The sequence below is a fragment of the Pseudomonas kuykendallii genome, assembly GCF_900106975.1.
Taxonomy (GTDB): Bacteria; Pseudomonadota; Gammaproteobacteria; order Pseudomonadales; family Pseudomonadaceae; genus Pseudomonas_O; species Pseudomonas_O kuykendallii.
In genome coordinates this window covers 747,609-762,786 of sequence record NZ_FNNU01000001.1, presented here as the reverse complement: position 1 = coordinate 762,786, position 15,178 = coordinate 747,609, and the positions used below count along the sequence as shown (strand labels likewise).

Here is a 15,178-nt window from a genome sequence, read left to right as displayed (position 1 = left end):
ACCCGTGTCGATGGCCTTCGGGCGTGCGTAGAAAAGATCAGTTTTTGCAAGGAGGTAATATGAAAGTATTCGACATTGAATTTTATCGCGGTGACAAGGCCAGCCTGGTCAAGGAACTCACCGACGCGAGCCAGAACGATTACAGCTATATCGTCACTCCCAACGTGAACCACATCGTTCAGCTGGAGCACAACAAGGAACTGCGCCGGGCCTACAGTCATGCCAGCCTGCGCATCTGCGACAGCAAGATACTGCTGCCGGTGCTGAACCGTCTCAAGGCCAATGTCGCCGAGGCGATTCCCGGCAGTACGCTGACCGAGTCGCTGGTGGAAGTGGCCAACCGCGAAGGCTGGACCATCACGGTGATCGGCTGCGAGGACGACGTCGTCGCCACGCTGCGGCAGATGTATCCGAACATCGTCTTCAACCACCACAACCCGCCCATGGGCTTCATCGACAATCCGGTCGAAGTCGAACGCTGCGTGTCGTTCATCGTCCAGCATCCGGCACGGCTGATCTTCTTCTCGGTTGGCTGCCCGCGTCAGGAAGCCCTCGCGCTCAGGGTCTACGAGAGTGAGCAGGCGGTGGGGGTCGGCCTGTGCGTCGGTGCTTCGCTGAATTTCCTGTCCGGGAAGATCCAGCGTGCTCCGGAATGGATGCAGCACCTCTCGCTGGAGTGGCTGCACCGCATCTGCATGGAGCCCAAACGGCTTGTAAAACGCTACGTGGTGGACGCCTACAAGGTGTTTCCGATCATCGTCAGGCAGTTCAAGAACAGACAATCGATTTTTATGGGGAGGGCTCAGCAATGATTCCAGTGATCATGTCCGGTGGTAGCGGTTCGCGCCTGTGGCCGCTTTCGCGTCAACTCAATCCGAAGCAGTTCCTCAACCTCGGTGAGGGCTCGCTGTCGATGCTGCAAGCGACCATCAAGCGCCTGGAAGGCCTGGACATGCAACTGCCACGGCTGATCTGCAACGAGGAACACCGTTTCCTCGCGGCCGAACAGCTGCGCCAGCTGGGCATGGATAACGCAGGCATCGTGCTCGAACCGGTCGGTCGCAATACCGCACCGGCCGTTGCGCTGGTCGCCCTGCAGGCGCTCAGCGAAGCCCAGGATCCGCTGTTGCTGATCCTCGCGGCGGATCACCTGATCCAGGACACCCAAGCCTTCCATGACGGCATCCGCAAGGCGGTGCCGCTTGCCGAAGCCGGCAAGCTGGTGACGTTCGGCATCCTGCCGACGCACCCGGAAACCGGTTACGGCTATCTGGAACGTGGCGAAGCCGAAGGCGAGGGCGCCTACGTGGTCAGCCGCTTCGTCGAGAAGCCCGATCTGGAAACCGCCGGGCGCTATCTCGCCAGCGGCAATCATTTCTGGAACAGCGGCATGTTCCTGTTCCGTGCCAGCCGCTACATCGCCGAGTTGCAGGAATTCCGTCCGGACATCCTCGAAGCCTGCCGTGAAGCCATGGCCAGCAGCGAGCAGGACATGCTCTTCACCCGCGTCGGTCGCGAGGCGTTCACCGCCTGCCCGGAAGATTCCATCGACTACGCCGTCATGGAAAAAACCCGCGACGCGGTGATGGTTCCGCTCGACGCCGGCTGGAGCGACATCGGTTCCTGGTCCGCGCTGTGGGATGTGAGCAGCAAGAATGGCGAAGGCAACGTGTTCCGCGGCGACGTGCTCAACCACGGCAGCAGCAACACCTACGTGCATGCGGACAACCGCCTGGTGGCCACCGTCGGCGTCGAGGATCTGGTGATCGTCGAAACCAAGGATGCGGTGCTGGTGGCGCACAAGGACGAGGCGCAGCACGTCAAGCGCATCGTCGAACAGCTGCAGCGCGAGAAGCGCAGCGAGTTCCAGAACCATCGCGAAGTCTACCGTCCGTGGGGCGTGTACGACTCCATCGACCAGGGCCCGCGCTACCAGGTCAAGCACATCACCGTGAAGCCGGGCGCGAAGCTGTCGGTGCAGATGCACCACCACCGCGCGGAACACTGGATCGTCGTCAGCGGCACCGCCAAGGTGACCAATGGCGAGGAGACCTACATGGTCACCGAGAACCAGTCGACCTACATTCCGATCGGCCAGGTGCACGCGCTGGAAAACCCGGGCGTGATTCCGCTGGAGCTCATCGAGGTGCAATCGGGTGCGTATCTGGGAGAGGACGACATCGTGCGCTTCTCCGACAAGTACGGCCGGGTGGCGCCGGTGGTGGTGGAAACCCTGGTGGCGGGCTGAGCCGCTGGCGGGCTCGCGTGTTGCGAGGATGTGTCTTGCGAGAAATCACCTGCCCGAGCGCGTCCGCTGCGCTCGGGTGGTGAGGCCGGTCAGTTGGGACCGGGTTTGGTGCAGTTGCCGCCGTTGATGTACTTCTTCAGGATCGCCCACTGCGCCTGATCCTGGCCGGTCTTGGTCGGCTCGACGGACAGCTTGTAGGTTCCCCATGAAGGGCCGGCAGCCCAGTAGGTCATGGTGATGCAGTTCTTCTGCAGGTAGGCCAGGGTGTTGTCCATGGCTTGCAGGTAGCGGGGGTCATCGTTCGGGATGCCGAATTCGCCGATGTGACCTTTCTTGCCGTGCTTCTTCAGCCAGGCGACGAAGGGCTCAATGCGTTTGACGCCGATCATCGGGTCGAAATTGGCCGGTGCGGTCTTGTACTGGCCGCTGCCGTTGTCGTCGATGTAGGCATGCGCCGAGTAGATGATGTTGTCGGCCTTCGGGTCGGTGAGTGCCGCCATCGGGTCGTTGTACCAAGGCCAGGTGTAGGCGCCGGAGTAGGAACGGCCTTCGACAAAAAGCGGTTTTTTCTTGTCATAGACCCGGATGCCGTTGATGCCGGCCTGCGCCGCTTGCGGCCAGTACTTGTCGGCATCGCCGTAGGGCTCGTTCATGATGTCGTAGCCATAAACGGCAGGGTTGTTCTTGTAGCGGTTACCGATCAGTTCGCCGAGCTTGCGGAAGTCGGAAAAGGTAACCTTGGCGGAGCCGATGACTTCGTTGTTATAACGGGCATAGTTGTGGATATCGAGGATCACCTTCACGCCGTACACGTTGGCCTGGGCGAGCATGTCGTCGAGGAGCTTGGTGTACGCGGGGTCCAGCGGGCCGTACAGCTTGGGCTGCAGGCGTTCCCACTTGAGAGGGAAGCGGACCAGGGTGATGCCGCGTTCTTTCCACTTGGCGAAATAGGTTTTGTCCGGGAAGAAGTAGTTGGTGCCGTTTTTCCCGGGGATCGCGCCGGACGAGAATTCGGCGCCAGCGATGTTGATCGAAACGAGGGGGAGCTTCTCTTGAGCCTGGACGGCCGAGCCGATCAGGAGCGCTGCCAGAGGAAGAACTCTTTTAAGCGTGTGAAACGTGTGAGTCGTGGCGTTCATGGGTGGGTTCCTAAATGGTGGATGGGTGAGCTCCCTGGAATTAGTTATAAAATCCATGATAATTTTTTAGCGCGGCAAATGGGTTAACTGGTTCACGCTTTTATTAATTGAATTAACAATAATCGAGGTAGAAGCGTAAATGAACGGTGCAATCCGGCTTCAATTCCATAACCGAGAAATCCAGAGATAATTCTTCATGAAAAATCCGATTGTTAGGAAAGAAGATTTACTCGTCCGGCGATTGATGTTGCTTGAGGAAAATGAGACCGAAGATTTCCTCAGGAATCTGCGCATGGTTAAACGGCCGAGCATTCTGGGATTCCTCAATCAACATGGATACAACATTACGCAGCAGAACCTGTCTGCCCGTAAGAGCTTTCTTAAAGTCGACTACCTCCTGCGAGATGGTATTGGCATCAAACTGGCCTGCAAGGTTAATGGTGTTGAGCCAAAGGCCAACCTGAACGGAACCGATTTCATTCCGAAGCTTCTGGACTTCTTCATCAACGATGACACCGTTGATTGCCAGTATTTCGCCATGGGTACTCAGGAACCCTGGCTTAGCAAAGGAGCGGACAAGCTTTTCAGAGGCCGGCCGTTCCATGCCATCGATGGTTTCAAAACTATCGACGAGTACGTGGAGTTCTTTAAGACCGCCTATCGGGAAGGAGCGATGCCGATCATCGTGCTGGCGATGGGCATGCCGAAGCAGGAAGCGGTGGCCGTGCGCCTCAAGAACGAGCTGGACATGCCGGCGCTGTTCGTCTGCGGCGGTGCCATCGTGGATTTCTCCGCCGAGCGTTTCGAGCGCGCGCCGGAGTTCTTCAGGAAGTTCGGCCTTGAGTGGCTGTATCGCCTGCTGATGGAACCGCGCCGCCTGTTCCGTCGCTATGCCGTAGGCATTCCGCTGTTCTTCTACTACGTGGCGCGGAACAGCTTCGGTGCAAAGCCACATGACGGCGGACAAGTGCTGAAGCGCCAGTCCTGAGGGGTGGTCGCGTCGTCAGAGGTCTCCCAGACCCCTCAGGCCGGACGTTGCTTCTGGCGCCGGTCCACCAGATGATGGTTGGCCAGCACCGCTATCGCGCAGAGGACCACGAAGGTCGCTGCATTCGATGGTATCTGCAGGTTGAAGTCGGTGGTCGAATGGATGAGCAGCGCAAGAATGCCCATCCCGGCACCGAAGCCGATGCCGTTGCGGTACAGGGAATCCTTGTGGCGCATGGCTTTCAACGCGTAATACAGTGAAATCAGCACGAACAGCGCCAAGGGTATGCAGCCGATCACGCCGTACTCGATGAAGAACTGCAGGTAGTCGTTGTGGGCATGGTCGAAATGCAGGGGGAGTCCCGTGGCGTAAGGCGGGAAGACCGACTCGAAGCTTCCCGCGCCCTGCCCGATGATCGGCCGGTCCTGGGCCAGCGGCAGCGCCAGCGCATAGACATCGCCCCGTAGCTCGTTGGCTTTCTGAACCACTTCCCCTTGTTCGACGACGTCGTTGAGCCGCGTGTTCACCAGGCGGTCCTTGAGTTCGTCGAGCCCGAAATACTGGCTCACCACCAGCACATCGACCAGTACCAGGCTGGCGAAGATCAGCCCGTTACGCAGGCGGTTTTCCTTGTGCAGCAGCAGAAACAGCGCACCGACCAGCATCAGGCTGCCGAAGAATGCGGTGTTGCCCATGCGCGAATGGCTCATGACCAGGCCGATGACCATGATCACCAGCGCCAGGCGCAAGCGGGCCTTCGGGCCCATCAGGGTTTCCAGCACGCTGACCCAGTGGAACTGCCCGCCCTGGCGCAGCGCGAGCAGCAGGCCGATGCCGATGGCCAGGGTCATCTCCAGATAGCCCGCCAGGTGATTGCGATTGACGAAGGTGCCGGTGGCGTGACCGATGTGATAGTCCTTCGGCCCGAAAAGCAGGCGCTCCACGCCGGATAGCGTCATCGCGGAGCCGAAGAAGGCCTGGAAGGTGCCGCTGATCACCAGCACGCCGATCAGCAGGGTCAGGCGCTTGCGGGTGCGGAAAACGCCGATCACCAGCAGATAGAGCAGGCAGTAGGTGCAGCCCAGGAGGAAATACTGGGCCGACGCGCCGGCGTCGCGGCTCAGGCCGCCCAGCCACTGGATGGCTACCCACAGCTGAACCAGCGCCAGCAGGCCGAGCGGCAGCAGGGCATGTCGGAACGACGAGCCCAGCGGGCGCTGGCGTTTGAGCTGAAGCAGCGCCCAGGAGGCGGCCAGCAACGCGGTGACGAAGCAGAAGAAGGCCATCGACCAGTCGCGGTTGCTGCCCAGGGGCAAGGGCAGCCAGACAAGCAATGACAACAGCGCGCCAAGGATGCAGCGCTCTAAGGCTTGATAGGGTTGAGGCATAAACAGGGCTTATCTCGGCAGAAAATCGTTTCATTGTGCAGGCAAGGCATCAAGCGAGCCATCTTTATGTGGCCATTTGCCTTCTTTTTGGCCTGCTCGGCGACCGGTGACCGGTCGTGCTCGGCATGGACGTTGCGCGCTCGCATGCGTATCATGCGCCCCGCAACGCACCAGTAGCTCAGCTGGATAGAGTACTGCCCTCCGAAGGCAGGGGTCGTGGGTTCGAATCCCGCCTGGTGCGCCAGTTCAAGTTTCCAGTATCGGTCGATATCTGCGAAACGCCAGAGCCCGCCACGAGCGGGCTTTTTATTGCCTCGTTTTCCCCTTCGATCAACAGGTTTTTTTCATTCGATATGTGATCAGCGACTCTACGGAACTGCGCGGTCTTAATTAGTCTAATTCCCGAAATCCAATGACTGTCATGTAACGCTGTATATATGGCTAGTGGCTGTTTGGCATCAAGTAGTTAATTCCCTCTGCAATTGGACCCGTCTATGACCCCCCAAAGCGCCCCTCGTAAAAAGGTACTGGTATATAAGTCCCAACTACTGCCTTATTCCGAGACCTTCATTCGTGAACAAACACGGTGCCTGGAAAGTTGGAGAGGAATCCTGGTCGGCGATCAGGTCATGGAGAAAGGTCTTTCCCTCGACGGGCTCGATGTCCGTGTGCTGGGCAAGAAGAACCGTGTCGTTCGCAAGTTGGTCAACACCGTCAACGAATTGCTCGACCGCCCCTCGCGTTCGGCGCTGAGCCAGTTGCGCAAGGAAGACGCCCAACTGCTGCACATCCATTTCGCCACCGAGGCGGTACGCATCTGGCCGTTGATCCGCGCATTGCAGTTACCGACGCTGGTGACGTTGCACGGCTTCGATATCAACGTGTACCGCGAATACTGGGAGGCCGGCGGTGGCGGGCGACAGTTGAAGCGTTACCCCGAGCGTCTGCTCGAACTCGCCAACTACGAAAAGATCCACTTCCTTGCCGTGTCCGAGGCAATCAAGAAGAGCGCGATCGAGTACGGAATTCCCGAGCACAAGATCAGCGTCAGCTATATCGGGATCGATACCGACCAGTTCGTTCCGGGGCCGATTCCCATGGCCGAGCGCAAGCAGGTGCTGTTCGTCGGGCGGATGGTCGAGAAGAAGGGCTGCGAATACCTGCTCAACGCCTTCGCCGACATCCAGGACGCGTGCCCCGAGAGCGAGTTGCTGATCGTCGGCAACGGCCCGCTCGAGGCGTCGCTGAAGGCCATTGCCGACGCGCGCGGGGTGCGGGCACGCTTTCTCGGCGCACTGCCCAGCGAGCAGATCCGCACCCTGCTGGGCAGCGCGCGGGTGCTTTGCATGCCTAGCATCACCGCCGAGAACGGCGATGCCGAAGGCCTCGGCATCGTCCTGCTGGAGGCGCAGTCGTCCGGTGTTCCGGTGATCACGTCGGCGCGCGGCGGCGCGCTGGAGGGCATCCAGCATGGCAAGACCGGGTTCGCCCACGAGGAGAAGGACGTCGAGGCGATCAAGGGCTATCTGAAGGAAATCCTGCTCAACGACGAGCTGGCCATAGCCTTCGGTATCGCCGCCCGCGAGCATTGCGTGAACAACATGAACATCAAGTCCTGCATGCGTGTTCTCGAGGGTTACTACGACACCTATTCGCGCGCATTCGGGCGCTCCTCCACGGCAGAGGCGAGCCTGGTGACATCCGCCTCGCGCTGACCTGCACCTTCCGACGACAAGGCCCGCCTCGCGCGGGCTTTGTCGTTTTCGCGGCAGGCGATTGCGCCAGGTCGGCCCACGCTGTCGCCGGCGTCCCGAGCTGGTATGGTTCGGCCTCCAGTCCATCGGAGAACCCGCATGCTTTCGAAGAAAATCCATTGCGCCTGGCTGTTGCCGGTCGCCTTGCTCGCCGGTTGTGCCAGCCATGACGAGGCGCCGTCAGCCGCGTTGCAGCCCGCGGCCACGCCTCCTGCCGAGACCTGCACGGCTAGCGCGGTGCAGTCGCTGATCGGGCATCCGGTCAATCCCGCCGTTCTCGAGCAGGCGCGCCTGCAAGCCGGCGCGCAGCGCGCTCGGGTGCTCAGGCCGGGAACCGCGGTGACGCTCGAATACGACTCCCAGCGGCTGAACCTGGATACCGACGACGCCGACCTGATCACCCGCGCCTCCTGCGGCTGAACCGGACACAGGGACGCCTTCAACGCAGGGAGTGAGCGCAGGTGCCGTCTTTCCAACCGAATCGCGTGCTGCCGTGGTTGCCGTTCCTGGCGATCGCGGCGGTACTCGCGCTGTACCTCAGCCAGCCCCTGCCGTTGCTGGCAGTGCGCAATGCGGTGTTCGACCAGTACCAGCGCTGGCAGCCGCGGGTTTACCGCGACGCGCCGGTGCGTATCGTCGATCTCGACGAGCAGAGCCTGGCGCGGATCGGCCAGTGGCCCTGGCCGCGCACGCGGGTGGCGGAGCTGGTGGAGCGTCTGCAGCAGGCCGGAGCGGCGGCGATCGTGTTCGACGTGCTGTTCGCCGAACCCGACCGCACCTCGCCTTCCGCATTCCTGCGCGACACGCCTCTTCCTCCCGCCGTGAGCGCCGAGCTGGCGCGACTGCCGGACAATGACGAGGTGCTCGCCGGCGCGCTGCGCAACGGCGGCGTGGTGCTGGGCTTTGCCGCCGAGCGCGGCGAATCCCGTGGCGAGTTGCCGGCAAGCCGCTTCGGTAGCGTGCTGCAGGGGGCTTCGCCGTTGCCCTGGCTGCCGGCGTTCGGCGGCACCGTCGCGGCGCTGCCCGCGCTGCAACGGGCGGCGGCCGGCAACGGCAGCATGACCTTTCTTCCCGACGCTGACGGCGTGGTGCGCCGCGTGCCGTTGTTCCTGCGGGTTGGCGACACGCTGCTGCCGTCGCTGGTGGCCGAAGCGCTGCGGGTCGGCCAGGGCGCGCGCAGCTACCGGCTGCGGGTCGACGAGGACAGCGGGATCGAGCAGATCGAGGTCGGCGCCGCACGGATCCCGACCACCGCCAGCGGTGAGATGTGGGTGCATTTCACCGAGCATCGACCTTCGCGCAGCCTGCCGGCCTGGCAGGTGCTGGCCGGCGAGGCTCCGGCCTCGGCGCTGGCCGGCGCCATCGTGCTGATCGGCACCTCGGCGCAGGGCCTGCAGGACCTGCGCTTCAGCCCGCTGGGCGGAATCATTCCCGGTGTCGAGGTGCACGCCCAGGCGCTGGAGCAGGTGCTCGGCGGCGACTACCTGACCCGTCCCGGTTGGGCGATGGCGGTGGAAACCGTGCTGGTGCTGCTCGGCGGGATACTTCTCGGTCTGCTCGCCCTGCGCAGCCGCGCGCTGGTGTCGACACTGCTCGGCGGTGCGGTCCTGCTCGCGTTGAACGCCGCCGGCTGGCTGGCGTTCGCCCGCTACCAGTTGCTGCTCGACCTGTTCGTACCCTCGCTCGGGCTGGGCGTGGTGTTCATCGTTGCCAGCATCGTCCGGCACATGGCCGCCGAGCGCGAGCAGCGCTGGGTACGCGAGGCGTTCTCCCGCTACGTGTCGCCGAACCTGGTGGCGCACCTGATGAAGAACCCCGGGCAGTTGCAACTGGGCGGCCAGCGGCAGCAGTGCAGCTTCGTCTTCACCGATTTGACCGGCTACACCCGGCTGATGGAGAGCCAGCCAGCGGAAGAGGCGGTGGGCCTGCTCAACGATTACCTGGAGGGCATCATCCGCATCGCCTTCGCGCATGACGGCACCCTCGACCGGATCGTCGGCGACGCCGTGGCGATCATGTTTTCCGCGCCCGTGCAGCAGGCCGATCACCCGGCCCGCGCGCTGGCTTGCGGCCAGGCCATCCAGCGCTTCACCGAGGACTACGCGGCCGCCCTGCAAGCCCGCGGCACGCCGTTCGGGCTGACGCGCATCGGTGTGCACAGCGGCGAAGTGGTGGTCGGCAATTTCGGTGGCTCGGCGATCTTCGACTACCGCGCGCTGGGCGACCCGGTGAACACCGCCTCGCGCCTGGAAAGCCTGAACCAGCACATCGGCACCACGCTGTGCGTGTCCGCGGCGATCCGCGAGCACTGCCCATGGGCACCCATGCGGGCGGTCGGAAGCGTGGTGTTGAAAGGCAAGAACGAGCCGGTGGCGGTGTTCGAACCGCTGCGCGGCGAGGCGGCAGATGAACAGTACGACGCGGCCTTCGCCCTGCTGGAGCAAGATCCGGCCGGCGCCCTGGAAGCCTTCGAGGCGCTGCATGCCACGCGACCGGACGACGGTCTGGTGGCTTTCCATGTGCACCGACTGCGCGCCGGCGAACGCGGCACGCAGTGGGCGATGACGCGCAAGTAGGGCGTCAGCGGACCAGCACTTCGACGCGGCGGTTCTTCGGCTCCGCGGTGTCGTCGGGCGTCTTCACCAGCAGGTTGCGTTCGCCGTGGGAGGTGACCACCAGTTCCAGCACCTGCACGCCGTTGTCGCGCAACAGCTTGGCGATGGTTTCCGCGCGTTTCTGGCCGATCTTCTCGTTCCACGCCGCGCCGCTTTCGGTGTCGGTGTGGCCGATCACCGACACCGCTGACGGCCCTCGGGAGATGATCGTCTTCAGCACTTCCTGCAGCGCCAGCTTGGATTCGTCGGTGAGCACCGCGCCGCCGGACTTGAAGTACAGCAGGTAGCTCACCGGCAGCGCCGGCTGCGCGTTCAGCGCGGGGGTGAAGTCCGCCGCGATGCGCTGCGGCTCCACCGGCACGGCGGTCTGGGCAGCCTTGCCGTCGAGCATCACGCCCTGCTGCTTCTGGTTGACCAGCGTGGTGCCCTGGGCGGTACTGACGGTGATCGCCCCGGTGCTGCCATCCGGGCTTTCCATCAGCACCACGTAGGACGAAGGCTTGCTGGCGCAGCCGCTGGCGAGCAGGCCGAACAGCAGCAGGCCGAACAGGCGAGTCATCATCGGCCTGCCTCCTCGACCTTGACCAGGAAGTGCGTACCGCGCACGCCGATGGTGCCGGTCGGCGTATGCACCTCGACCGCTTCCGGCTTGAGCTTGGCGATCACCCCGGAGATGTAGTTGAGCGTTCCGCGGCTGATGTTGGCGTTGAGCTTGAGATCGCCCTTGGCCGGCTCGTAGAGGTATTCGTCGACCTTCAGTTCGCTGTTCGGGCCGAAGGACATCAGCGTACTGTCCTCGAAGGTCACGCCGAGCGTGCCGGCTGGCCCGGTACGCAGGCTGGAGCCGACCTGCAGCGGCATGCCGACGCTCGCCGGCCGGGCGACGCCGTCGGTCACCACGAAGGCTTCTCCGCTGACTTTCATCACGTAGCCGATGGGCTTGTCGCCGGGTTCCGCGTGGGCGACGCAGGCGACGAGGAACAGGCCGGCGAGCGCGCGGGGTGAGGTCTTTTTATTGAAAAGCATATAACCTCCAGTGAGTGGGTCAGAGTCCGCGACGACGGACATCGGCAGTACGGCCCGTAACTCGAGCGCGCCGCAGCACCAGGCTGCAGGCCAGAGAATACGGGCCGTCGATGAGGAGCAGATTGCAGTATGACATCATGGATATTCAAGTTCAGATTCCAGAGCTGGACGGTCTTGCTGGCGGGATTCTTCGTCCTGCAGATGCTGCCGATCCTCGCGCTGAATCTGGGCGTCGATCCGAAGCAGGCGCTGCTGCTTTCGTTCCTCTGCGTGCTGGTGACGCTGCCCACCGTGCTGTTCGGCTTCCGCAGCATGAACCGCACCATCGATACCCTGGCCGAAGACACCCGGCTGATCCGCGATCTCGACTTTTCCGGAAGGCTGCCACAGGAGTCGGTGTTCTTCGAGGTGGACAGCCTGAGCCGCAACCACGCCGAGATGAAGGCCGCGCTGCAGCGCCAGACCCGGACCCTGCAGGAAACCCAGCACAAGCTCTCCAGCCTGGTGGAAAACGGCCTGCTGCTCTCCTCCGAGCGCGACCGCACCGCGCTGCTGCGGCACATCCTGCTCGAAGGCAAGCGCATCTGTAACGCCGATGCCGCGACCATGTACCTGAAGACCGAGCACGACAGCCTGCGCTTCGCGTTGCGCTCGATGGACGATGCGCTGCCGTCCTTCGAGATTCCGCTTCACGACCCGCTCAGCGGCGCGCCCAACGAAAAACACGTGTCCACCTACGTGGCGTTGCACAACGAGGCGGTGCTGATCGACGACGTCTACGGCGAGACCCGTTTCGACCTCAGCGGCACGCGTCACTACGACAGCGAGTCCGGCTACCGCACCGTGTCGATGCTCGCGGTGCCCCTGGCGCCGCGGCAGGGCGAGGTGATCGGCGTGCTGCAGTTCATGAACGCCATCGACCCACAGAGCGGCGATGTGATCGCCTTTCCCCGGCAGGTCCTGAGCTTCGTCGAGGCGCTCGCCTCGCAGTCGGCGATGGCGCTGGAGAACCACAACCTGATCGATGCGCAGAAGGTTCTGATCGATTCGATGATCGAGATCCTCGCCGGCGCCATCGATGCCAAGAGCCCTTACACCGGTGGGCACTGCGAGCGCGTGCCGGACCTGGCGATCATGCTCGCCGAAGAGGCCTGCAAGGTCAGCGAAGGGCCGCTGGCGGACTTCAACTTCGCCAGCGCCGACGAGTGGCGCGAGTTCCGCATCGGTGCCTGGCTGCACGACTGCGGCAAGATCACCACGCCCGAGCATGTGGTGGACAAGGCGACCAAGCTGGAAACCGTCTACAACCGCATCCACGAGGTGCGCATGCGCTTCGAGGTGCTGCTGCGCGATGCCGACATCGCCCGCCTGGAAGCGCTGCGCGGGGGAGAGGACGAGGCGCGGGTGGAGGCGCGATATCGGGACGAGGTCGCCCGGCTGCATGCGGATTTCGCCTTCGTCGCCGAGTGCAACATCGGTGGCGAGCTGATGGCCGAGGAACGCATCGAGGCGCTGCGTAGCCTCTCCGAGCGTCGCTGGGTCCGCCACTTCGACGACCGCCTGGGGCTCTCGCACGGCGAGCTCGAGCGCCTGCAGGCGGTTCCGGTGCAGCCGCTGCCGGCGGTCGAACAGTTGCTCGCGGACAAGCCGGCGCACCTGCTGCCGCGCCCGCCGGGCAAGGCGCTGGACCCGAAATACGGCTTCAAGATCAACGTCCCCGAGCACCTGTACAACCATGGCGAGCTCTACAACCTGAGCATCAGCCGCGGCACCCTGACCGAGGAGGAGCGCTTCAAGGTCAACGAGCACATCATCCAGACCATCGTGATGCTCGAGAACCTGGCGCTGCCGGCCAACCTCAAGCGCGTGCCGGAGTACGCCGGCACCCATCACGAGACGCTGCTGGGCACCGGCTACCCGCGGCAGCTGGACCGCAACAGCCTGTCCATTCCGGCGCGGATCATGGCGATCGCCGACATCTTCGAAGCGCTGACGGCATCGGACCGGCCGTACAAGAAAGCCAAGACGCTCTCCGAGTCGATCCGCATCCTCGCCAACCTGCGCGACAAGGGCCATATCGATGCGGACCTGTTCGCGCTGTTCCTGCGCGCCGGCCTGCACCTGCGCTACGGCGCGCGCTACCTGCACGCCGAGCAGATGGACGAAGTGGATGTCGAGGCGTATCTGGGGGCCTGCGCGGCCTGACGACGCTGCGCCGTCCGGCGCGGCGGGGAACCTACTGAGACGGCGTATCGTCGTCCTTCTTCAGGCACTTGGCCAGCAGCGTGGTGAGCGTCTGCCGGTCCGCCGGGTCCAGCGGCGCGAACATCTCTTCCTCGCACTGATGGATCAATTCCTGGGCGCGATTCATCGTCTGCAACCCGTCGGGATTGAGGTACAGGCGAAAACGTCGCTGGTCCTGTTCGTCGCGGCAGCGGCAGATCAACCCGTGGGTTTCCAGTTCGCGGACGCGGCGGGTGATGTAGGCCTTGTCGATGCCACTCAGCCGCGCCAGGTCCTGCGGACTCAGGCCGGGCTCTATCTCGAGCATCTCCAGCATGTGCGCATCGGGCGGGTTCAGCGGTACGCCGGCTTCCTGGAATTTCGACAGGATGTTTCGCCGAAGCTTCAGGAAGACCCAGCGCAGCGCGCGGGACAGGTCGGGTTCGGACATTCGTCGGGCCGGAAAGTAAGGGATGAGAAAATATAGTTGATCATGTCAACTATCTGCAATTAAAGTTACCCGATATCAATAATGACGTCGCCCCCTTTCCGGGGTCTCGCACCCTCTTTAGCCAGATTTTCCCAGCCGAGCCGCCCCGGGCGTGTTCGGTCGTTTACTCAATTTTGTGAGGAAAAGTCATGCGATCACCCTACGCCATGCGTGCGCTGGTTCCGGCCCTGGCAGCAGCCCTCGTGCTCGTCGGCTGTGGCAAGCAGGAAGCTCCAAAGCAGGCACCGAGCGCACCTCAGGTCGGTGTGGTCACGCTGCAGGCGCAGCCTTACGCGAGCACTTTCGAGCTGCCGGGTCGCACCTCGGCCTTCCGCATCGCCGAAGTGCGTCCGCAGGTGAGCGGCATCATCCTCAAGCGCCTGTTCAAGGAAGGCAGCGAGGTCAAGGTCAACGATCAGCTCTATCAGATCGATCCGGCCACCTACCAGGCGACCCTCAAGAGCGCCGAGGCGACGCTCGCTTCGGCGCGCTCGCGTTCCGACCGCTACAAGGCGCTGGTCGCCGATCAGGCCGTCAGCCGCCAGGACTACGACGAGGCGCGCGCCGCCACGCTGGAGGCCGAAGCGGCGCTGGAGCAGGCGCGCATCAACGTGCGCTACACCAAGGTCCTGGCGCCGATCAGCGGCCGCATCGGGCGCTCGATGGTGACCGAGGGCGCGCTGGTCAACACCGGCCAGGCCGATGCGATGGCGATCATCCAGCAGCTCGATCCGATCTACGTCGATGTCACCCAGGCGTCCAAGCAGATGCTCCAGCTGCGTCGTGATCTCGACAGCGGCCAGCTGCAGAAGGCCGGGGAAAACGCCGCCAAGGTCACCCTGACCCTGGAAGACGGCAGCACCTACGGCCACGAAGGCAAGCTCGAATTCTCCGAAGTCAGCGTCGACGAGGGCACCGGCTCGGTGACCCTGCGCGCGGTCTTCCCGAACCCCGACCACACGCTGCTGCCGGGCATGTTCGTGCACGCGGAGCTGGTCGGCGGCGTGCGCAGCCAGGCGATCCTCGTGCCGCAGCAGGGCGTGACCCGCAATACCAAGGGCCAGGCGACCGCGATGGTGGTCAATGCCGAGAACAAGGCCGAGCTGCGGGTGCTCAAGGCCGATCGCGCGGTAGGCAGCCAGTGGCTGGTCAGCGAAGGCCTCGCGGCCGGCGACCGGGTCATCACCGAGGGCCTGCAGTACGTCCATCCGGGCGCCGAAGTGAAGGCGGGCCCGGCCAGCAACGTTCAGGGCGATTCCGCCAAACCCGCGCCCGATAACGGCGCCCAGGGTCAGCAGTAAGGCGCA

General features: G+C 63.4%; 13 protein-coding genes and 1 tRNA gene. 9 read left to right on the top strand and 5 right to left on the bottom strand.

The annotated features are described in order from the left end of the window. Nucleotides 1-59 precede the first annotated feature (59 nt). Together BLV15_RS03435 and BLV15_RS03430 are read left to right on the top strand one after the other, a co-directional pair. Complete coding sequence (locus tag BLV15_RS03435) at nt 60-812, top strand: WecB/TagA/CpsF family glycosyltransferase (RefSeq protein ID WP_090224639.1); 753 nt, start codon at nt 60-62, stop codon at nt 810-812. Continuing rightward, on the top strand, nt 809-2,248 hold the full coding sequence (locus tag BLV15_RS03430; protein ID WP_090224637.1) for a mannose-1-phosphate guanylyltransferase/mannose-6-phosphate isomerase: 1,440 nt from the start codon (nt 809-811) through the stop codon (nt 2,246-2,248). Before BLV15_RS03435 ends, BLV15_RS03430 begins: the two co-directional genes overlap by 4 nt. Nucleotides 2,249-2,337: 89 nt before the next feature. On the opposite strand, the gene BLV15_RS03425 is transcribed toward BLV15_RS03430, so the two are convergent. Further along, nucleotides 2,338-3,387 (bottom strand): glycoside hydrolase family 5 protein, encoded by a 1,050-nt coding sequence (locus BLV15_RS03425; RefSeq protein ID WP_090224636.1) that lies wholly within the window; start codon nt 3,385-3,387, stop codon nt 2,338-2,340. A 196-nt stretch (nt 3,388-3,583) separates the two neighbouring features. On the opposite strand from BLV15_RS03425, the gene BLV15_RS03420 reads away from it, so the two are divergent. Then, entirely contained in the window at nt 3,584-4,375 is a 792-nt protein-coding gene (locus tag BLV15_RS03420) for a WecB/TagA/CpsF family glycosyltransferase (RefSeq protein WP_090224635.1), read from the top strand. Between the two features lie 35 nt (nt 4,376-4,410). On the opposite strand, the gene BLV15_RS03415 is transcribed toward BLV15_RS03420, so the two are convergent. Further along, nucleotides 4,411-5,715: an O-antigen ligase family protein gene (locus BLV15_RS03415; protein ID WP_245728127.1), complete on the bottom strand. Its 1,305-nt coding sequence runs from the start codon at nt 5,713-5,715 to the stop codon at nt 4,411-4,413. Nucleotides 5,716-5,930: 215 nt separating this feature from the next. On the opposite strand from BLV15_RS03415, the gene BLV15_RS03410 reads away from it, so the two are divergent. The 4 genes from BLV15_RS03410 to BLV15_RS03395 all read left to right on the top strand — a co-directional run bounded on the left by BLV15_RS03410 (nt 5,931) and on the right by BLV15_RS03395 (nt 10,093). Then, nucleotides 5,931-6,007 (top strand) — tRNA-Arg (locus BLV15_RS03410). Between the two features lie 385 nt (nt 6,008-6,392). Further along, the gene (locus BLV15_RS03405) at nt 6,393-7,478 is read left to right on the top strand and encodes a glycosyltransferase (protein WP_175534278.1); all 1,086 of its coding nucleotides are present in this window, start codon (nt 6,393-6,395) and stop codon (nt 7,476-7,478) included. Between the two features lie 138 nt (nt 7,479-7,616). After that, nucleotides 7,617-7,937, top strand: a complete 321-nt coding sequence (locus tag BLV15_RS03400) for an I78 family peptidase inhibitor (RefSeq protein ID WP_090224630.1) — start codon at nt 7,617-7,619, stop codon at nt 7,935-7,937. Nucleotides 7,938-7,978: 41 nt separating this feature from the next. After that, a complete protein-coding gene (locus tag BLV15_RS03395; protein WP_175534277.1) occupies nt 7,979-10,093 on the top strand; it encodes a CHASE2 domain-containing protein in 2,115 nt (704 codons plus the stop codon). A 4-nt stretch (nt 10,094-10,097) separates the two neighbouring features. On the opposite strand, the gene BLV15_RS03390 is transcribed toward BLV15_RS03395, so the two are convergent. Together BLV15_RS03390 and BLV15_RS03385 are read right to left on the bottom strand one after the other, a co-directional pair. Further along, a complete protein-coding gene (locus tag BLV15_RS03390) occupies nt 10,098-10,694 on the bottom strand; it encodes an OmpA family protein (protein ID WP_090224626.1) in 597 nt (198 codons plus the stop codon). Continuing rightward, nucleotides 10,691-11,158 carry a FecR family protein gene (locus tag BLV15_RS03385; protein ID WP_090224625.1) on the bottom strand — a complete coding sequence of 156 codons (468 nt, stop codon included), beginning with the start codon at nt 11,156-11,158 and terminating at the stop codon, nt 10,691-10,693. The genes BLV15_RS03390 and BLV15_RS03385 overlap by 4 nt, the downstream gene beginning before the upstream one ends. Before the next feature lie 129 nt (nt 11,159-11,287). On the opposite strand from BLV15_RS03385, the gene BLV15_RS03380 reads away from it, so the two are divergent. Next, nucleotides 11,288-13,363, top strand: a complete 2,076-nt coding sequence (locus BLV15_RS03380) for an HD domain-containing phosphohydrolase (protein ID WP_090224624.1) — start codon at nt 11,288-11,290, stop codon at nt 13,361-13,363. Between the two features lie 31 nt (nt 13,364-13,394). On the opposite strand, the gene BLV15_RS03375 is transcribed toward BLV15_RS03380, so the two are convergent. After that, a complete protein-coding gene (locus BLV15_RS03375) occupies nt 13,395-13,832 on the bottom strand; it encodes a MarR family winged helix-turn-helix transcriptional regulator (RefSeq protein WP_090224622.1) in 438 nt (145 codons plus the stop codon). Between the two features lie 188 nt (nt 13,833-14,020). Between BLV15_RS03375 and BLV15_RS03370 the strand changes: the two genes are divergently transcribed. Further along, entirely contained in the window at nt 14,021-15,172 is a 1,152-nt protein-coding gene (locus tag BLV15_RS03370) for an efflux RND transporter periplasmic adaptor subunit (protein ID WP_090224620.1), read from the top strand. Nucleotides 15,173-15,178: the final 6 nt, after the last annotated feature.